Genomic DNA, 17,390 nt, shown 5'->3' on the forward strand with positions numbered 1-17,390 from the left:
TGTGACCATCGGCCCTCGAAGAGCGGCACAATTCCCGTCTCGGCGAGGCCCGCGCCCTGGGGACACTGGATTCATGACCGACAGCACAGCGACTCCCGCATCCTCCGTGCCGGATATGCCCACCCTGCTGGCGGCGCTGCGACTGGCCGTCCGCGCCCCCTCGGTACACAACACCCAGCCGTGGCGCTGGGAGTTCGACGGCACCCGGCTGCACCTGTTCCGCGACGACGATCGGCTGTTGATCGCCGCCGACCCGCAGGGACGCCAGCTGGTCATCAGCTGCGGCGCCGTCCTGCACCACCTGCGCACCGCGCTGGCCGCGCGCGGATGGCACACCGACACCCAGCGCGTGCCGGTGCCGACCCGCCCGGAGCTGCTGGCCACGATCGGCTTCCGGCCCTGGCCCGACCCGCCGCCCGGGGTCCTCACCCGCGCCGCGGCCATCGAGCGACGCCGGACCGACCGGCTGCCGCTGAACCCGCCACCGGGCTTCGGCGAGCTGGTGCACGCCGCGCGGATGCTGCTCAGCCCGCACGAGGTCGAGCTCGACGTCCTCGACGACAGCGCCCGCCCGCTGCTGGCGGCCGCTTCCGAGCACGCCGGGGCCAACCGCCGCTACGACATGGAATACCAGACCGAATTACATTGGTGGGCAGGGCATTCCGGGGCTCCGGAAGGGGTGCCCGCCGATGCGCTGGCCTCCGAGGCCGAAGCTTCCCACGTACCGATCGCTCGCAAGTTCCCCTCCGCGTCGCATTTCGATCGCCGCGGTGACCTCGACGACCAGGCCGCCTTGCTGGTGCTCAGTTCGCCCGGGCACACTCCCGCGGACTGGCTGCACGTCGGCGAGGCCCTGTCCGCGCTGCTGCTGGAATGCGCCTCCGCCGGGTTGGCGAGCTGCGCGCTGACCCACATCACCGAACTCACCTCGGCGCGCGAATCGATCCAGTCGGTGCTGACCGGCGCGGGTATACCGCAGGTCATCATTCGGGTGGGCGCCGCACCCGCGGACACCGCCGCATCCGCGCCGACGCCACGTCGGCCGATCGAAGAAATCCTTACCATCCGCGATACCGCCGCGCATTCGCCAGGAGGTTGAGGTGTCGGCTCCGGAGCCGGGGTGACGGCGGTCGGTCGTCGTCACCCCGCGCCCAGTTCCCGTCCTGCGAAAAGCGCTGTGCGATAGGGCGCTCCGAGTCGAGGTGCTGACCGACCGCTGTCACCGCCTGGAATCGGCAGGCGCCTCCGCCGCGCGCGACGGTTCGATCCGAAACACCGGGCAGCGCGGCGCGGCCGCGGCGAACGCGTCCGGGTCCGCGGACTCGACCGCACCGGCGTTCAGCATGAACCGCACTCCGTGCGGCACCTTCCGCGGGAATTCGCGCAACACCGCGGCACGTTCGGAGATCGGCAGCTCGATCAGCGAAACCCGCTGTTTCCGCCGCCCTTTCGCGAGCACGCCCCAACCCGCGGCGCGCGCGTTGCGCACCCAGTCCGCGTCGTCGAATCCCCCGACCACGTACGTCACGCCGTCGACGGTCAGCGGCGAGACCGGGGTGGTACGCAACGTTCCGGTCTTCCGGCCGGGCACCGAGAGCACTCGCATGGTGCCCAGGGTCAAGCCGACGCCTTGCAGTGCGATCACCATCCGGTTGAACGGCTTCAAGCGCCGCCGCATGCGATCGTTCTCGCTGGTCATGATCTACTCCTCGTCACTTTCGGTGAATTCGTTCTCCGGCCAGGGCATTCCGTCGTCGATATCGCGAGCTACTCCGTCCAGCCACGCGATCTCCGCGGCACGCACATGCTGGAGGTACTCGGCCTCCAACAGCACCGCACGCGGCAGTCCGGTCGAGTGCTCGTCCAGCATGCGGGCGGTATCGGTGTGGTCCTCGCGCAGTCGTCGCGCACGTCGGCGCAGCAACTGTGCCGCCGCTGGCGGTGCGAGCGCGGGTAGGTGGGCCAGCGCGGCGACGAAACGTGGATATTCGTTCACCGGTTCGGCGAGGAACCGCTCCAGCAGCTCGTGCAACATCTGCCGACCGGGCTCGGTGATCTCGTACACCGTCCGCTCCGGTCGAGACCCCTCGCGCGCCGTACCGGCCTGTCGCACCAGCCCCGCCCGTTCGAGGCGGCCGATCGCGTCGTAGAGCGAGCCGCCGCGCATCTTCACCACGTCCTCGACGTGCCGCTCGCGAATGGCGATCTTCATCTCGTAGGGGTGTCGTGGCTGCTCGGCCAGCATGCTCAGCACCGCCATCGTCAGCGGCGTTTGCAGCGCGCGCAGTTCTCGGGCCACCGGTGTCCTTTGGTCGAGTTCGGCTAGTCGAATTCGACTATATAAGAACGCACGGCGTTCGGCATCCCTCGCGAACAGGCGGCCGCCTGCCTCTTGTCGACGAAGTCGCCCGTGCGCAGCCGGATTGCGGCATGTGTGGTCCTCGCTGGGTCACCCGGCGACACCGTCGCGGTGGCTAGGGACAGCTGTCCAGGAGCCGGTCGACGGTGGTGGTGATGGTCTCGGCGAGCAGGTCGAGGTCGGGGGTGGTGTCGTAGTCGCCGGTGATACCGAAGCCGAGGTGGTCGCGGTAGCTCAGGATCGCGATGGAGGTGCGCAGTCGCATGGCGATCGGCGCGAAGGGGAACATTTCCAGGACCTCTTGGCCGTGGAGCCGCAGGGTGCGGGTGGGGCCGGGCACGTTGGTGGCCAGTCCGGCGATGCTGTGCTGCGGGAAGCGCAGTGCGGTGCGTACCGCCCAGGCCAGCGGTGCGAAGGGTATCCATTTGGCGAGCGAGAGAATCGAATTCGCCGCGCCCGCTTCGCCGCTGGCCTTGTGCTTGTTCAGGCGCCGGTGCACGGTGCGCAGTTGGTCGAGCGGGTCGTCGAGTTCGGTCGGCAGCTGCGGCAGCATGGCCGAGACCCGGTTGTCGAGCACGCCGTCGGCGTCGGTGGTGCGTACCGATACCGGTGCCAGGATGCGGACGGTCTCGGTGTCGGGTTGTTCGTCGCGGGCGAGCAGCATCGCGCGGAACGCGGCGGTCACCGCGGCGAGCGCGACGTCGTTGACCGTCACGTCGAACGCGGCGCCGATCTGTTTGACCTGTGCCAACGACACCCGGGCGACGGTGTAGCGGCGTTGGCGCCCGATCGGTCCGGTCAGCGAGGACCCGCTCTCGGGCACGATCGCGTTCCACGCCAGCGGCGCTGCCGCGCGTACCGTGCGCAGCAGCGCCGCCGGCGCCTGAACCGGCAGTCGCAGTCCCTCGGCGAGCAGCGCCCGCCAATCCCGGCCGCGGTCGGCGCCATTGTCCGACTGGTGGCGGTTCGGGGTCGGGGAGTCGGAGGGGGGATCGCAGAAGCGTTGGAACAGCGAGATGCCAGAGACGCCGTCGAGCATGCTGTGGTGAGCGGTGAGAATCAATGCCCAGCGCTCACCGGCCAGGTGTTCGACCACGGTGCAGCGCCACAGTGGGTGGTCGCGGTCGAGTCGCTGCTCCATGACGGTGGCCACCAGCTCCCACAGTGCCGGTTCGTCGCACGGTTGCGGCAGCGCCGCCCAGCGCAGGTGATGGCCCATATCGAAGTGCGGGTCGTCGACCCACTGCGGCGCGCTCAGATCCCAGAGGGCCCGCCGCAGGCGCTGGCGCAGGCGCGGGTTCACGCTGATCCGTTCGGCCAGGTGCGCGGTGAATTCCGCACGCGGGCCGGGACTTCCGCGCAGGATCGCCACCGCCCCGATGCCGAGGCTGACGTGTTGATCGACGTCTTCGAGTTCCATGAATCCCGAATCCAACGGACCGAGCTCACTCATCCGACCATCCCATCCCGATCTCGTCTCTCGCTGCTCATTCCTCGCGTACCCGCTCGGCGCGATCCAACCCGATTTCGCCGAATCGGCGTGGTCGCGGATCGGTCTCGCGGCGGCGCTAGCAAGCTAGTAAGCTAGTAAGCTAGCGTGCTAGCATTTGTCCCGTGGGCGACGAGGATGTGAAGCAGTTCAACGTCTACCTGCCGATCGGACTGATCAAGCAGGTCAAGTTCCAGGCGATCGAGTCGGGAATGTCGCTGTCGGCGCTGGTCGCCGAGGCGCTGCGCGCCTACCTCGACGACACCCACCCGAAGACATCGCCGGGAGAGGATTGACATGAAGACCGAAGGCATCGAAGCCGTGTTCCTGGAGACGCACAACTGGGGCAAACAGGCGAGATTCCTGCGTGAACTGGGATTCGAGGTCGAGTTCGAGACCGGCCACAGTTCCGGCCAGTTCCGCAACGGCGACGGCCCCTATGTCTTCGTGGCCGAGGTTCCGCCGACCAGCGAGCCGCGGACGCTGTTGGTTCTGAAAGTCGCCGACACGGCGGATCGCCCCGGTGGCGACGTCGAGATCGTCAACGAGTTCGAGCCGACCCATTACGGCACCCAGGAGATGACCGTCCGCGACCCCGACGGGCGACTGTGGAATCTGCAGGCGCCGGGCAAGGAGTGAGTGCTGTGCCGATCATCGCTCCGGATCACACCGCGGTCCGGGTCGCGCTCTGGCGGGCCCTGCACGCGGAAATCGATGCGCCGCCTCGCGTTTTCGACGACCGGATCGGTCTGCGGCTGGCCGCCCCCGAGGACGGCTGGCGGGACCGCCCCGATATGGATCCGCGGACGACGAGCCCGATGCGCGCGGGGATCGTGTCGCGTGCCCGCTTCCTCGAGGATCTGCTCGCCGAGCGGATCGACCGCGGCGTGGATCAGTACGTTCTCCTCGGCGCCGGGCTGGACACCTTCGCGCAGCGCCGGCCCGAGCTCGCCGCGCGGCTGACGGTGTTCGAGGTCGACCAGCCCGGCACGCAAGCGTGGAAGCGGCAGCGCCTCGACGAGCTCGGATTGGGCGTTCCGGACGGATTGCGCTGGGTGCCCGTCGATTTCGAGGTCGACTCGTGGTGGGAGCGGCTCCTCGCCGCCGGTTTCGATCCGGGTCGCCCCGCGGTCGTGGCCTCCACCGGCGTCTCCATGTACCTCAACAGGGAGACGAACATCGCTACCCTGCGCCAGCTTTCGACGCTCGCGCCGGGGTCCTCGCTGGCTGTGACGTTCATGCTGCCACTCGAACTCGTCGGCGCCGAGGAGCAACGGATGCGCCGGTTCGCCGAGCAGGGCGCCCGAGCCTCCGGCACCCCGTTCATCAGCTTCTTCCGGCCCGACGAAATAGTGGCGCTCGCCGAGGAGTCGGGTTTCGCTTCAGCCGAGCACATTTCGTGCGAGGAGCTGACCCGCCGCTACTTCGCCGACCGCACCGATGGACTGCGGCCCGCGGAGTCGGAGCAGATTCTGGTGGCACGTACCTGACCGACTCGCTTTCGCTGGTTCTGTCATGGTGACAGTCGTGCCGATGAGGGACCGAGCGTGCGGACGAACGTCACCATGTCGCGTCCCGGACCGTTGTAGTCGGCGGTCCGGTCGTGGACGACGAAACCCATTGCCGCGTGGAAGGCGATCGAGTTCGTATTGCCGGGGGAGGTGATCGCTTTGATCACCGTGCGTCCGTCCGCGCGAGCGTCGGCGATGAAGCGCTGGTACAGCCGCCGTGCCAGCCCGCCGCCGCGCAGCTGCGGATGCACGCCGACGAAATGGATGTAGGCCTCGGCTGGGTGATCGGGCGAGCGGAAGCCGACGAGGAACCCGGCCAGCGCACTGTCGCGTTCCGCGATCAGGCTGGTGCCCGCGAAATGATCGAAGAACAGTCGGGGCAAGGACGCCGAAACCGTTCGGCCCCACCAGGAATCGACGACCGCGACGACAGCGTCGTAATCGTCGGCCGTCGCCGGTCGCAATCGCGCATCATCCACCACGAACGTCGATTCTGTCAGCCCATCCCGAACGAGCAGTCCGGCAGTCGGCCCCGGTCCACCCGCTCGCGGCGCACGGCGGCGATACTTTCCGGGTGACAGAAACAGCCGGGCTCCATGCGGTGGACGCCAGCCCCGAGCAGCCGCCCCGGGCCGGGAGTTTCCGCTTCTGGTTCGCCGACCAGCGCTGGGAATGGTCCGACGAGGTCGCCGCCCTGCACGGGTACGCCCCGGGCACCGTCGTCCCGACCACCGAACTGCTATTGGCGCACAAGCATCCCGACGACCGCGCCGAGGTCGCCGACACCCTCGTCGCGGTGGTGCGGACCGGTCAGCCGTTCTGTAGTCGGCACCGGATCATCGACACCGCCGGGGTCGAGCACCACGTGCTGGTGGTCGGCGACCAGTTGCGCGATCACACCGGTGCGCTGGTCGGCACCGCGGGCTTCTACGTCGACGTCACCGACAGCGTGGACGAGACCCGGCGCGCGGTCCTGAACGAGGCGTTGCCGGAGCTGGTGGAGGCGAGGGCGGTGATCGAGCAGGCCAAGGGCGCGCTGATGCTGGTGTACGGGATCAGCGCCGAGCAGGCGTTCAATGTGCTGGCCTGGCGTTCCCAGGAGACGAACACCAAACTGCGCATTATCGCCGAGAAAATGGTCGGCGCGCTGCGCGATTTCGGCGGCGGTTCGGTGAGCACCCGCACCCGGTTCGACCACCTGCTGCTCACCGTGCACGAACGCCCCTGAGCCACAGGGCCGGTCGCTCTCGGCCCGGCATCGTCGGGCCGGGCCGACTGTTCGACCGCCCCCGGCGATGCCCCGTATCAGAGCGGCACCCGCCCGCTGCTGGGTCGGCACCCGCGGCCACGGCCGATGACCTGTCTCGATACGCTGTTGTACGCCCGGTTCGGACTCCGCCGACTTCTGTTGGCCAGCGCCCTATTTCGGCTACGTCGACAGGTCCGGTCGCGAGTCCGAAAGATCAGCAGTGGAGACCGAGTGACCATCGACAAGAGCAAAGGCGCCGAAGTACACGGGATCTTCGAGAAGATCGCCGGATACTACGACCGGATGAACTTCCTCATGACGCTCGGCAGTCATGGACGATGGTGCCGCGAAGTGGCCGAACGGGTCGCGCCGCCCGCGGGTGGACAGCTGTTGGACATCGCCACCGGGACCGGCGTGATCGCTTTGGAATCCGCACGGCGGTATCCCTCGGTCACGGTGACGGGCGTCGACTTCTCGGAGGAGATGCTGGCGCGCGCCCAGACCAAGCCCGGTGCGCAGTCGGTTCGATGGCAACGCGCGGACGCGGCTCGTCTGCCGTTCGACGACGAGACATTCGACGGGATCACCGAAGGCTATCTGCTCAGGAACGTCGAAGACTTGGAAGGCGTGCTCCGCGAACAGCACCGGGTCCTCAAGCCCGGCGGCCGGATCGTCGTCCTCGAAACGTGTCCGCCGAGCGGGCCGGTGAAGCCGATCGTGGAGTGGGGGATGCGCCTCGTCGTTCCGCTGCTCGGCCAGATCGTGGCTCGGGACCGGTCGTCCTATACCTATCTCGAATCCAGCACGCTCGCCTTCGCCGCACCGGAGCGCCTCGCCGAAATCCTGCGGGGGCTCGGCTTTCACGACATCGGGTGGAGCAAGAAGTTCCTCGGCACCAACGTCGTCCTGTGGGCCACCAAGTCGAGGGCGTGACGGGCCAAGTGGTGATTACCAAACGGGTAGACCCGTAAGGTAATCGCATGAGCACGCAGACAACGGCCGGGCGACCGCGCGACGAGCGCACCCACCGGGCCATCCTCGATGCCACCGAAGGACTGGTGATCGAATCCGGTTACGCGGCGGCCTCGGTCACCGCGATCGCGTCGCGCGCCGGAGTCGGCAAGGACGCGATCTATCGCCGCTGGTCGGGTAAGCCGGAACTGGTCTACGAGGCGCTGTTCACCACCGTCGACACCGGTCCGGTGCCCGACACTGGGACGTTGGGCGGCGATGTCACCGCTTTGACGGCCGCGTTGATCGCCGAGTTCAGCACACCGGCCGCGGTCGCCGCGTTGCCGGGGCTACTGGCCGATTTCGCCGCCGACCCGCAGCTGCGTTCGCGGGTGCGCACCGCGTTCCTGGCTCCGGCCAAGGCGCGCATGGTGGAGGTCTTCGACCGCGCCCGGGGGCGCGGGGAGCTCGATGGCGAGGTCGATGTCGAGCTGGTGCTCGACACGTTGGCCGGTGCGGTGTTCTTTCACCTCGGCCTGCTCGGTGAGCCGGTGACCGAGACGTTGGCCGATCAGCTCGGCCGCATCGTGACCACCGGGATCGGTGCGCGATGAACGGCTGGTTGCTGGGCGCGGGCATCGCCGCGGCCGCCGTCGCGGCAGTGCACGTGATCGCCGGACACGTCGACCCGGTGCGACCGCTGCTCGACAGCGCGCTACCGGACGTCCCGAAGCGGACGATGCACGTCGTATGGCATTGGGTCAGTGTCGATCTCGTGCTCACCGCGATCACCCTGATCGTGTTGGCGGTGGCCGAGCCGTCGGGCACCGAGCTGGTCGCGCTGCTGACCGCTCTGCATTTCGCCGCCTACTCGGTGGTTTTCGTGGTCATCGCGGCCGCTCTACCGGGACCGCGACGGCTGCTAAGGCTTCCCCAGTGGATCCTGTTGGCTCCGATCGCCTTGCTGGCCTTGGTCGGCGCCGCGTGACCGCCGCGCCTTCGGCGGCCACCGATTCTGCGCTGCGCCGCGCCGAGATCGATCGTCCCCGGGCGCGGCACCCAGCGCATCGCGACCGATCCCCATATCGTGCCCGAAGCGACGAGCTCTTGGAGGGGTCGATTTCGACCCGGCCTCCGAACGGGGCTTCGACCCGGCGATCGACGAGCTGTCCCCTGCGGTGAACACCACCCACGGCTATCAGCCCGACCTCGTGGCCCTCTTCCGCTGCGCGGCCCACTGAGACGAGGACGCCTGAGCTTCGGGGCGCCGAGGCGGGGATCGAGCTCAGCTGTCGGTGGCGTGGATGTGCGGGGTGGGTTGCTGCAGTCGCCAGCCGCCGCCTTTGCAGTCGGCGGGCAGCGGGGGTAGCCGGTGTCCGGCGACGTCGGTGCTGAACCGGTGCCCACACGAAGTCGGACCGCAGCACTCGTAGATCCCGCTGGCCGGGGCCTTCTGGCCCGGCTTGAAAATCTCGTTCTCCTGGAACTTCGTCATACTCCGCCGATACCCGGCAACCCGTTTCGTACACCGGCCGCTGGACGACGACGGCATGTCGGTGGCAGGCCCGAAGGCGCTGGTGGATTTGGCACGGCGCCTTGAAACCGGCCATCGCCTTGCGTGGTGTTACTTGGTCGAGTAATTTCTTACTTGTGCGAGTAACGGACGGCTCCGAACCTCTGTCTCCGGCGGCCGCGGAGCGGCGCAGGCAGATCGTGGCCGCGACGATGGAGGTGCTAGCCGAGTTCGGCTACGCGCAGACGTCGTTCGCGAAGATCGCGAAACACGCCGGTCTGAGCAGTACGAGGCTGATCTCCTATCACTTCAGCGGTAAGGAAGACCTGATGCGCGCCGTCGTGGTGGCGGCGAAAGACGCTGCGGTGGAATACATTCAGCCGCGCATTCTGGCCGCGTCCGGTCATCGGGCGCAGCTGGCGGCCTACATCACCGCGAACATGGAGTTCATGCGAGACCGAACGACCGTCCTGCGCGCGCTGATCGAGCTCAACAGCAATGCCCGGGCGGCGATCGGCGAGCCGTTCCTCGACGACGCGGGCGCCGACTCGCCGCTGCCGCCGCTGGAAGCAGGTCTCCGCGCGGGCCGATCAGCAGGCGAATTCGGCGATTTCGATGCCCATGTGATGGCGGTGACGCTGCGCGCGGCCATCGAGACCATCGCGATCCGCTATGCCGAGGGGCAGGTCAGTGATGTCGATTTCTATGCGGCGCAACTCGTTACGTTGTTCGATCGGGCGACCGCTCCGCAGCCCGCACGCGCGACCGACTGACGTCGAGAAGTCCGGAATATTCGAACCGAAAGGGAGCCAATGAAACTGGAACCAGGACAGGTAGCGGTGGTGACCGGCGCCGCCAATGGCATCGGTCGGGCCGTGGCGCAGGCGCTGTGCGACCGCGGGATTCGAGTGGTGCTCGCCGACATCGATGGCGAGGCCGTCGCGAAGGCCGCCGACGAGCTCGGCGCCGAGACCCTCGCGGTGCCGACGGATGTCGCTGATCCGGAACAAGTTCAGCGACTGGCCGATGCCACTGTGGAGCACTTCGGCCGAGTCGACCTGGTGTTCAACAATGCCGGAATGGGTGTGGGCGGACCGATCTGGGAAGTCGCGCCTGACGACTGGCAGCGGGTCTGGGCGGTCAATGTGCAGGGCGTCGTCAACGGGATGCGTGCCTTCGTCCCGCATTTCATCGCGGCGGGGCGCGGTCATGTCGTCAACACCTCGTCCCTGGCGGGCGTCACGGTCGGTCTGCTCAACGGCCCCTACACCGCGAGCAAGCACGCGGTCGTCTCGCTGACCGAGGCGCTACACGGCGAGCTGGCCGTACTCGCGCCCGGGGTCGGCGCCACGGTGGTGTGCCCGGGGCCGGTCGACACGCAGATGCTGCGCGGTCTCACCGACGGCATCGGCTCCTTGCTCGGCGATGGCGGCGTCCCCGCGCAGCCCACCGAAGGATGGTTGGGCACGCTCACCTCGGAGCAATGGGGGCGGCTCGCCCCTGGATTCGGCGCGATCACCCAGCTGGCGAGCGAGGCCATGCCCGCCGCGCGGGCCGCGGAGATCATCCTGACGGCGGTCGAGGCCGATCGTCTCTACGTCACCACCCACCCGCACTGGGCGACGCAGGCCAGCGACCGGGTCGCGAAGATCGTGGCCGATATGCAGGCATCCGCGTAGTTCGCTGCCGGTTCCGGGCAGCGGGCGCTCCCTCGCCGAGGCGGTCGTCTCCGCACGTGTCACAACCGCTCGGAGGCCATCTCGGCGAGGGTGCGGGCATGCCCGCCGGGCGTCAGCTGCTAGGAAAACTCAACGAGCACAGGCCTTTTCGATCAGCCCGACCACATCGGCGGGGTTGTCGACCTGGACCACCAGCCGTGCGTACCGCTCGTCGGCCAGTTCGATGACCACGGCCTTGTCGGGATCGCGAACGTCCCAGAACACGCGTTCCCCGTCGATGTGGAAGGTCCCCGCCGTGATCACCCGGGGGAAGTGCGTCCCAGGCGCGCGAATACCTTTGCGCTCCTTGATGATTCCGGGGTCGACGGTCGCGCCGCGGACGTTCGCCAGCGGGATCACCAGGCGACTCTTCAACGCCCACAGCTTGTCCAGGCCTTCCATGCGGACCACCAGATCCCTGCCGTCGATGCTGACCTCGGCCATCTCGTTCTCCTTCGTTCGTATCTATCGATCGGTCTGTGTTCGTCCGGTGAACTCGTCCGCGATGCGGGCCACGTCGTCACCGGCGCGGGCGCGCAACCGAAGTCCCAGCAGTGTCGCGGTCGACAACGCTCCGTCGCCCAACGCCGCGGTGACCGCGTCGAGTTCCGTGAACGCGCCCGTCACCTCGGCGGCGACTTCCGGATCCGCGGCACCCTGCTCGATGGCCGCCATCAGTAGTAGATCCAGGCTGCCGATCCCCTCGGAAACCACTGCGGCGCAGAGGATTCGCAGAGGATCATCGGCGGCTGCGATCGCGACCAGGCTCTGCTTGCGTGCCGCTCGCAACGCCCGCAGATACAACCCGCGCTTGCTGCCGAAGGTGCGATACAGGCTGTGGCGGTGCACGCCGAGGTGGCCGACGAGGTCGTCGATCGACACGGCGTCGAACCCCCGCCGGGCGAACAGTTCCGCTGCCGACTCGACAACAGCTACCTCATCGAATGTTCTCGGTCGCGCCATGTCATCACCCTACCGAGTTTGGGAACAACTAGTCAAGAACGATAGTTCCCAAACTCGTGTGTGGGCGTTCGACCCTCGGTCGACGCACGTGAGAACCGTTACGAGGCCACTTCTAGAGGAGGCGGCGCGCCCGGCTCATGACGGCCGCGTCGGCATTCACCATCCGCCGTCGAACAACGCCAAGAGCGCCGGTCCCGGATCCGCCACGGTGGTCGTGTTCGCGACGACGACAACGATCGAGGCCAGCGACGACAGCGCGGCGAGAACACCGAACGATCCCAGTACGCGCCTCGCTCGCGTGTCGGCCGATCTCGGGAATCGCTTCCACGCCACCACACTCAGGCCGAGCAGAACGATCGCCACGACCGTGGCGATCACGGCCATCGCCACGTGATAGAGCGAGAAGTCGCTGATCATCACCGCCAGCGCAGGGGAAGTTTCGCCATTCCCGCTCACCGACTCGGCGAGTTGCTGCCTGACTCGAGCGCGTGTCTCGGCGTGCTCACTGTCGGTGTCGCCGCCCGTCAGCATCGGCAGCAGCGAGGCATAGGGCGCCACCGCACCTTGGACATTGGCCATCACCGCCAGCAGCGAGAACACCGCGAGCGCTGTGACGACCACCCCGGCCGACGCGAAGGCGGCATTCCTGCCCGCGCCGAGACCGCGGCCTCGAAGAAATGCCCGCCACAGCAGAGCGCCGAGCGCGACGAGCACGATCAGCAAGAGCGCGGCGATCACTCCCTTGGCCACGTGGTACCGAAACCAGTAATCCACAACGCTTTCCAAGGCCGGGGAGAAATCCGGGTCGCCGGAACGCCAGTACTCGACGAACGCCGCGCGGAAAGCGGCGCGGAGATCGCGCTCGTCGGCGAAATCGCCCGCCAGCGCGCGCGGAGCGACGACGAACGCGGTCGCGAGGACCACGGCGAGAGCGCCGAGCGCACCGAGTGCGCGACCGAATCGTGACGGGGCCAAAGGTGCGGACAAGAGACTTCCTTCGGTTCGAACAAAGGAATCCCAGGCCGACCCCGAAGGGTGGGCCTGGGATTCATTACTACAACTCAGCGGAGGTCGAAGCGATCGTTGTCGACCACCTTGACCCACGCCGCGACGAAGTCGTTCACGAACTTCGCCTGGGAGTCCTGCTGCGCGTACACCTCGGCGATCGCACGCAGCACCGAATGCGACCCGAAGATCAGATCATTGGCGGTCGCCGTCCACTTGGATTCACCGGAGCGCCGGTCGGAGCCCTCGTACACGTTCTCCGCCGACTCGGACGCCTTCCACTCCGTGCCCTGGTCGAGGAGGTTGACGAAGAAGTCGTTCGTCAACGTGCCCGGCCGGTCGGTGAAGACGCCGTGCTCGGTGCCACCGTAGTTGGCGCCGAGGGCGCGCAGGCCGCCGATCAGGACGGTCAGCTCGGGCGCCGTCAGATCGAGCATGTACGCCCGGTCGACCAGCAAGCGCTCCAGCGGAGCCTTCTCGCCGATTCGCACGTAGTTGCGGAAGCCGTCGGCCCGCGGTTCGAGCACCGCGAACGACTCCACGTCGGTGTTCTCCTGCGACGCGTCGGTGCGTCCCGGTGTGAACGGCACCGTGACGTCGTGGCCCGCGTCCTTGGCGGCCTTCTCCACCGCCGCGGACCCGGCGAGGATGATCAGGTCGGCCAGCGAGACCTTCTTGCCGCCGGACGCCGAGCTGTTGAAGCGCTGCTGGATCTGCTCGAGCACGGGCAGCACCTTGGCCAGCTCGGCCGGTTCGTTGATCTCCCAGTTCTTCTGGGGCTCCAGCCGAATCCGGGCGCCGTTGGCGCCGCCGCGCTTGTCGGTGCTGCGGAAGCTCGCCGCCGACGCCCACGCGGTCTTGACCAGCTGCGCGACCGACAGGCCGGACTCGAGAACCTCGCTCTTGAGGGCCGCGATGTCCTGCTCATCGATCAGCTCGTGGTCGACGGCGGGCACCGGGTCCTGCCACAGCTGCGGTTCGGCGACCCACGGACCGAGGTAGCGGCTGATCGGTCCCATGTCGCGGTGCAGCAGCTTGTACCACGCCTTGGCGAACGCCTCGGCGAGTTCCTCCGGGTGCTCCAACCAGCGACTGGTGATCTCGCGGTAGATCGGGTCTTCCCGCAGGGACAGGTCGGTGGTCAGCATGGTCGGGGTCCGCGCGGGGCCACCGAACGGATCCGGGATCGCGCCCTCGCCCGCACCGTCCTTCGGCTTCCACTGCCAAGCACCGGCCGGACTCTTGGTGAGCTCCCACTCGTAGCCGTACAGGTTCTGCAGGAAGCCGTTGCCCCACTTGGTCGGGGTGGCGGTCCAGACGACCTCCAAGCCGCTGGTGATGGCGTCCTTGCCCTTGCCGGTGCCGTGGGCGCTCTTCCAGCCCAGGCCCTGCTGCTCGAGCGGGGCGGCTTCGGGTTCGGCGCCGACCAGCCCGGCGTCACCCGCGCCGTGGGTCTTGCCGAAGCTGTGGCCGCCGACGATCAACGCGGCGGTCTCCTCGTCGTTCATCGCCATGCGGCCGAACGTCTCGCGGATGTCGCGCGCGGCGGCCACCGGATCGGGCCTGCCGTTGGGCCCTTCCGGGTTCACGTAGATCAGGCCCATCTGGACCGCGCCGAACGGACTCGCCAGCTCACGATCGCCGCTGTAGCGCTCGTCGCCGAGCCAGGTGTCCTCCGGGCCCCAGAAAACCTCTTCGGGCTCCCAGATGTCGGGTCGGCCGAAGCCGAAGCCGAAGGTCTGGAAACCCATCGACTCGAGCGCCACGTTGCCCGCGAACACCAGCAGGTCGGCCCACGAGATCTTGTTGCCGTACTTCTGCTTCACCGGCCACAGCAGTCGGCGAGCCTTGTCCAGGTTGGCGTTGTCCGGCCAGCTGTTGAGCGGCGCGAAACGCTGGGCGCCCTGACCGCCGCCGCCGCGTCCGTCGGCGATGCGGTAGGTGCCCGCCGCGTGCCAGCTCATCCGGATGAACAGGCCGCCGTAGTTGCCGTAGTCGGCGGGCCACCAGTCCTGCGAATCGGTGAGGACCGCCGCGACATCGGCCTTGAGGGCCTCGACGTCGAGTTTCTTGAACTCTTCCGCGTAGTCGAAGTCCTCGCCGAGCGGGTTGGACTTGGAAGAGTGGGCGTGCAGCACCGAGACATCGATCTGCTCCGGCCACCAGTCTTTGTTGGAGCGGGGGCGATGTTCGGTCTTCTGCGTGGGGGAGGGGATCGCCGGGTTCTCGGTCTCGCTCGTGCTTCGAGTACCGGTGTCCGGAGCGGGTGGACGACTATCTGATGTCACGACATTCCTTCCTGAATGAGGTGCGGGCTGCGATCAGGGACGTTGAGATGCGGCGCAGTCGGGACACAGACCCCAGTAGATGACCTCGGCCTCGTCGATGGCGAAGCCGTGGTCCTCGGATGCGGTCAGACAAGGGGCATGGCCGATCGCGCAGTCGACATCGGCGATCGACCCGCACGCCCGGCACACGACGTGGTGGTGGTTGTCGCCGACCCGCGACTCGTAACGCGCCACGGAGCCGGACGGTTGGATGCATCGGATCAGGCCCGCGGCGGTGAGCGTGCGCAGCGAGTCGTACACCGCCTGGTGCGACACCGCCGACAGGCGCGAACGCACGGCACGGATGATCGAATCCGTGTCGGCGTGCGGGTGATCGTGCACCGCGCCGAGCACCGCGACTCGCGGAGCGGTCACGCGGAGCGAAGCTCCCTGCAGCATCTGCTGGAATTCCTCGGCAGTGTGCACGGACGAAAGTCTTGTCCGTTTTCTGGAACGAGTCAAGCATTTGTCCGCGGGAGGTCCGTCCCCCGACTCGATCGTGCGAAGGACGGACCGCTTCCCCGACGGCCGCGGAACGCCGCCACGTTCGCGGGCCGACTAGACCCTAGCCGCCGACCCCGGAATCGGCGTGCATCGACACCTCTCGGGTCGAAATTCGTCGAATCCGTTGTGCCCCTGCTCTCGGTTTGTGGCAGCCCCGCCGCGCGTATGACAAGATCGCCCGGTTCGTCGAGCTGTGCGCAGGAGGCTTTCGCTTGGATCTACGCTTGGGACCCAACAGATCTCATCGGATCCGGCGTGCCGTGCTGGCACTCGCGGTCGGGGTAGGAGTACTCGGTGTGCCCGTGTCGGCGTCCGCGGAGGACGTCGCCGACTCCTACATCGATCGCCTGTCCGAGGCGGCGGAAACCCCGGCGCTGCGGTGGTCCGACTGCCAGGACGGCTTCCAGTGCGCGTCGGCGAAGGTGCCGCTGGACTACAACCAGCCGCACCAGGATCAGATCGAGTTGGCGGTGATCAAACTGCCCGCCGCCGATCCGAGTCGGCGCATCGGCACCCTGTTCGTCAACTTCGGGGGTCCCGGCCCGTCCGGGGTGGATCGCCTACGGGAACGGGCGCGGTGGCCGTGGCTGTTCTCCGATGAGCTGCGCTCGCGGTTCGATGTGGTCTCCTGGGACAGCCGAGCGGTGGCCCGCAGTGCGGCGGCGCGCTGTTTCCCGACGGTGGACGAACAAACGGCGTTTCTCGGCGCCAGCCCCCAAATGCCAACGACGCCAGGCGAAGAGGCCCCGTTCTACGACTGGTCCAAGGAGTTCGCCGACCGCTGCGGGCGGCACGCCGGTCCGATACTGAACCACGCCTCGACCGCCAATACCGCGCGGGATCTGGAACTGTTGCGCCGCGCCGTCGGCGATCCGAAGCTGACCTACCACGGCATCTCCTACGGCACCCAGCTCGGCGCGATCTACGCGAACATGTATCCCAGCCGGGTGCGGGCGATGGCCTTCGACGGATCGATGGACTTCGAGGGCAACGTCAACGGGCACAACGGGCAAGGCACGACGGTTCCGCTGGACACTCGGCAGGGCGTGGCCGACGCGATCGCCGCCACCTTCGACGCGTTCCTGCGACAGTGTTCGGCGGCCGGGCCGCGGTGCGCGTTCTCCTCCGGCGATCCGAGGGTCAAGTGGACGGTACTCGCCGAGCGGGCTCGCCTGGCGCCCATCAGGCTCGACGACCAGACGTGGACGTACGCGTCGGTCCTCGATACGGCGGCGAGTCTTGCGCAGCCGTCCACGTTCCCGGACCTCGCGGCGCTGCTGCAGAGGTTGTTCGACGCGGGCACCACCGTCCGCGGATTGCTGCCGGTCGCGCGCGGCGAGTCCTACCTGGGCAACCGCACCGAGGCGTACCACGCGATCCAGTGCGCCGACAGCGTCGTGCCGACCGACGCCGAGGTCTACAGTCGTGCGGCGATAGCGGAAGATCTGCGGGTGCCGCATTTCGGGCGGATCCCAGTGTTCGGCAATACGACCTGCGCGTTCTGGCGAGGTCACGACGCCGACCGGTACACCGGACCGTGGAACCGCCGCACCGCCGCGCCGATCCTGGTGCTCAACAGCAGATTCGACCCGGCCACCCCGTTGGCCGGCGCCTTCGCCGGCGCCGCCCAGCTGGCCGACGCCCGGGTGGTGGTCATCGAAGGCGCGGGCCACAGCAGTATGTACGTGCCGAGCACCTGCGCCGAGCGAACCAAGCGGGAATACCTGTTCACCGGCGAACTTCCACCGGACGGCACCGGTTGCGCGGTCGACAAGTCGCCTTTCGACTGACCGGTGCGCCT

Annotated in this window: 21 protein-coding genes; 11 read left to right on the plus strand and 10 right to left on the minus strand. The window is 68.0% G+C overall.

Annotation, left to right across the window (positions count from 1 at the left end; genetic code table 11):
• Positions 1–73: 73 nt before the first annotated feature.
• Complete coding sequence (locus T333_RS29080) at positions 74–1,099, plus strand: Acg family FMN-binding oxidoreductase (RefSeq protein ID WP_496426487.1); 1,026 nt, start codon at positions 74–76, stop codon at positions 1,097–1,099.
• 120 nt (positions 1,100–1,219) lie between these two features.
• Here T333_RS29080 and T333_RS29085 read toward each other — a convergent pair whose 3' ends face one another.
• From T333_RS29085 to T333_RS29095, 3 genes are all read right to left on the minus strand, one after another.
• Positions 1,220–1,699 carry a nitroreductase/quinone reductase family protein gene (locus T333_RS29085; RefSeq protein WP_355001175.1) on the minus strand — a complete coding sequence of 160 codons (480 nt, stop codon included), beginning with the start codon at positions 1,697–1,699 and terminating at the stop codon, positions 1,220–1,222.
• A 3-nt stretch (positions 1,700–1,702) separates the two neighbouring features.
• Entirely contained in the window at positions 1,703–2,299 is a 597-nt protein-coding gene (locus tag T333_RS29090) for a PadR family transcriptional regulator (protein ID WP_496426488.1), read from the minus strand.
• A 175-nt stretch (positions 2,300–2,474) separates the two neighbouring features.
• Positions 2,475–3,812 (minus strand): wax ester/triacylglycerol synthase family O-acyltransferase, encoded by a 1,338-nt coding sequence (locus T333_RS29095; RefSeq protein ID WP_496426489.1) that lies wholly within the window; start codon positions 3,810–3,812, stop codon positions 2,475–2,477.
• 161 nt (positions 3,813–3,973) lie between these two features.
• Here T333_RS29095 and T333_RS29100 point away from each other — a divergent pair, with 161 nt between their 5' ends.
• The 3 genes from T333_RS29100 to T333_RS29110 are packed head-to-tail and all read left to right on the plus strand — an operon-like array spanning position 3,974 to position 5,338.
• A complete protein-coding gene (locus T333_RS29100; RefSeq protein WP_355001178.1) occupies positions 3,974–4,144 on the plus strand; it encodes a ribbon-helix-helix domain-containing protein in 171 nt (56 codons plus the stop codon).
• 1 nt (position 4,145) lies between these two features.
• Complete coding sequence (locus T333_RS29105; protein ID WP_355001179.1) at positions 4,146–4,487, plus strand: VOC family protein; 342 nt, start codon at positions 4,146–4,148, stop codon at positions 4,485–4,487.
• A gap of 11 nt (positions 4,488–4,498) precedes the next feature.
• Positions 4,499–5,338, plus strand: coding sequence for a class I SAM-dependent methyltransferase (locus T333_RS29110; RefSeq protein ID WP_496426635.1), 840 nt, complete (start codon positions 4,499–4,501; stop codon positions 5,336–5,338).
• Positions 5,339–5,361: 23 nt separating this feature from the next.
• On the opposite strand, the gene T333_RS29115 is transcribed toward T333_RS29110, so the two are convergent.
• Complete coding sequence (locus T333_RS29115) at positions 5,362–5,841, minus strand: GNAT family N-acetyltransferase (protein WP_496426490.1); 480 nt, start codon at positions 5,839–5,841, stop codon at positions 5,362–5,364.
• Positions 5,842–5,933: 92 nt separating this feature from the next.
• On the opposite strand from T333_RS29115, the gene T333_RS29120 reads away from it, so the two are divergent.
• The 4 genes from T333_RS29120 (at position 5,934) to T333_RS29135 (ending at position 8,547) form a co-directional block, all read left to right on the plus strand.
• Positions 5,934–6,587 carry a PAS and ANTAR domain-containing protein gene (locus T333_RS29120; RefSeq protein ID WP_355001181.1) on the plus strand — a complete coding sequence of 218 codons (654 nt, stop codon included), beginning with the start codon at positions 5,934–5,936 and terminating at the stop codon, positions 6,585–6,587.
• A gap of 252 nt (positions 6,588–6,839) precedes the next feature.
• Entirely contained in the window at positions 6,840–7,541 is a 702-nt protein-coding gene (locus T333_RS29125; protein ID WP_355001182.1) for a ubiquinone/menaquinone biosynthesis methyltransferase, read from the plus strand.
• A 47-nt stretch (positions 7,542–7,588) separates the two neighbouring features.
• Positions 7,589–8,173 carry a TetR/AcrR family transcriptional regulator gene (locus T333_RS29130; RefSeq protein WP_357255049.1) on the plus strand — a complete coding sequence of 195 codons (585 nt, stop codon included), beginning with the start codon at positions 7,589–7,591 and terminating at the stop codon, positions 8,171–8,173.
• Complete coding sequence (locus T333_RS29135; protein ID WP_357255051.1) at positions 8,170–8,547, plus strand: hypothetical protein; 378 nt, start codon at positions 8,170–8,172, stop codon at positions 8,545–8,547. Before T333_RS29130 ends, T333_RS29135 begins: the two co-directional genes overlap by 4 nt.
• A gap of 297 nt (positions 8,548–8,844) precedes the next feature.
• On the opposite strand, the gene T333_RS29140 is transcribed toward T333_RS29135, so the two are convergent.
• Positions 8,845–9,054 carry a hypothetical protein gene (locus T333_RS29140; RefSeq protein ID WP_355001185.1) on the minus strand — a complete coding sequence of 70 codons (210 nt, stop codon included), beginning with the start codon at positions 9,052–9,054 and terminating at the stop codon, positions 8,845–8,847.
• Between the two features lie 218 nt (positions 9,055–9,272).
• Between T333_RS29140 and T333_RS29145 the strand changes: the two genes are divergently transcribed.
• Both T333_RS29145 and T333_RS29150 read left to right on the plus strand, forming a co-directional pair.
• Entirely contained in the window at positions 9,273–9,845 is a 573-nt protein-coding gene (locus T333_RS29145; protein WP_496426491.1) for a TetR/AcrR family transcriptional regulator, read from the plus strand.
• A gap of 39 nt (positions 9,846–9,884) precedes the next feature.
• Positions 9,885–10,751 carry an SDR family oxidoreductase gene (locus tag T333_RS29150; RefSeq protein WP_496426492.1) on the plus strand — a complete coding sequence of 289 codons (867 nt, stop codon included), beginning with the start codon at positions 9,885–9,887 and terminating at the stop codon, positions 10,749–10,751.
• A 129-nt stretch (positions 10,752–10,880) separates the two neighbouring features.
• Here T333_RS29150 and T333_RS29155 read toward each other — a convergent pair whose 3' ends face one another.
• The 5 genes from T333_RS29155 to T333_RS29175 all read right to left on the minus strand — a co-directional run bounded on the left by T333_RS29155 (position 10,881) and on the right by T333_RS29175 (position 15,484).
• Positions 10,881–11,234, minus strand: a complete 354-nt coding sequence (locus tag T333_RS29155; protein WP_355001188.1) for a hypothetical protein — start codon at positions 11,232–11,234, stop codon at positions 10,881–10,883.
• 21 nt (positions 11,235–11,255) lie between these two features.
• Positions 11,256–11,753 carry a TetR/AcrR family transcriptional regulator gene (locus T333_RS29160; RefSeq protein ID WP_496426493.1) on the minus strand — a complete coding sequence of 166 codons (498 nt, stop codon included), beginning with the start codon at positions 11,751–11,753 and terminating at the stop codon, positions 11,256–11,258.
• 156 nt (positions 11,754–11,909) lie between these two features.
• Positions 11,910–12,740: a hypothetical protein gene (locus T333_RS29165; protein ID WP_496426494.1), complete on the minus strand. Its 831-nt coding sequence runs from the start codon at positions 12,738–12,740 to the stop codon at positions 11,910–11,912.
• A gap of 74 nt (positions 12,741–12,814) precedes the next feature.
• Positions 12,815–15,046 (minus strand): catalase/peroxidase HPI, encoded by a 2,232-nt coding sequence (katG, locus tag T333_RS29170; RefSeq protein WP_357255062.1) that lies wholly within the window; start codon positions 15,044–15,046, stop codon positions 12,815–12,817.
• A 33-nt stretch (positions 15,047–15,079) separates the two neighbouring features.
• A complete protein-coding gene (locus T333_RS29175; protein WP_174554798.1) occupies positions 15,080–15,484 on the minus strand; it encodes a Fur family transcriptional regulator in 405 nt (134 codons plus the stop codon).
• 401 nt (positions 15,485–15,885) lie between these two features.
• On the opposite strand from T333_RS29175, the gene T333_RS29180 reads away from it, so the two are divergent.
• Positions 15,886–17,379, plus strand: coding sequence for an alpha/beta hydrolase (locus T333_RS29180; protein ID WP_496426495.1), 1,494 nt, complete (start codon positions 15,886–15,888; stop codon positions 17,377–17,379).
• The last annotated feature ends 11 nt before the right edge of the window (positions 17,380–17,390 follow it).

The sequence above is a fragment of the Nocardia sp. CNS-044 genome, from assembly GCF_059570515.1.

Bases quoted from the DNA above. Each gene is read 5' to 3' on its own strand.
- T333_RS29130 (WP_357255049.1), top strand. From the start codon at position 7,589: ATGAGCACGCAGACAACGGCCGGGCGACCGCGCGACGAGCGCACCCAC.
- T333_RS29155 (WP_355001188.1), bottom strand. From the start codon at position 11,234: ATGGCCGAGGTCAGCATCGACGGCAGGGATCTGGTGGTCCGCATGGAA.
- T333_RS29135 (WP_357255051.1), top strand. From the start codon at position 8,170: ATGAACGGCTGGTTGCTGGGCGCGGGCATCGCCGCGGCCGCCGTCGCG.
- T333_RS29140 (WP_355001185.1), bottom strand. From the start codon at position 9,054: ATGACGAAGTTCCAGGAGAACGAGATTTTCAAGCCGGGCCAGAAGGCC.
- T333_RS29080 (WP_496426487.1), top strand. From the start codon at position 74: ATGACCGACAGCACAGCGACTCCCGCATCCTCCGTGCCGGATATGCCC.
- T333_RS29175 (WP_174554798.1), bottom strand. From the start codon at position 15,484: ATGCTGCAGGGAGCTTCGCTCCGCGTGACCGCTCCGCGAGTCGCGGTG.
- T333_RS29150 (WP_496426492.1), top strand. From the start codon at position 9,885: ATGAAACTGGAACCAGGACAGGTAGCGGTGGTGACCGGCGCCGCCAAT.
- T333_RS29105 (WP_355001179.1), top strand. From the start codon at position 4,146: ATGAAGACCGAAGGCATCGAAGCCGTGTTCCTGGAGACGCACAACTGG.
- T333_RS29085 (WP_355001175.1), bottom strand. From the start codon at position 1,699: ATGACCAGCGAGAACGATCGCATGCGGCGGCGCTTGAAGCCGTTCAAC.
- T333_RS29160 (WP_496426493.1), bottom strand. From the start codon at position 11,753: ATGGCGCGACCGAGAACATTCGATGAGGTAGCTGTTGTCGAGTCGGCA.
- T333_RS29095 (WP_496426489.1), bottom strand. From the start codon at position 3,812: ATGAGTGAGCTCGGTCCGTTGGATTCGGGATTCATGGAACTCGAAGAC.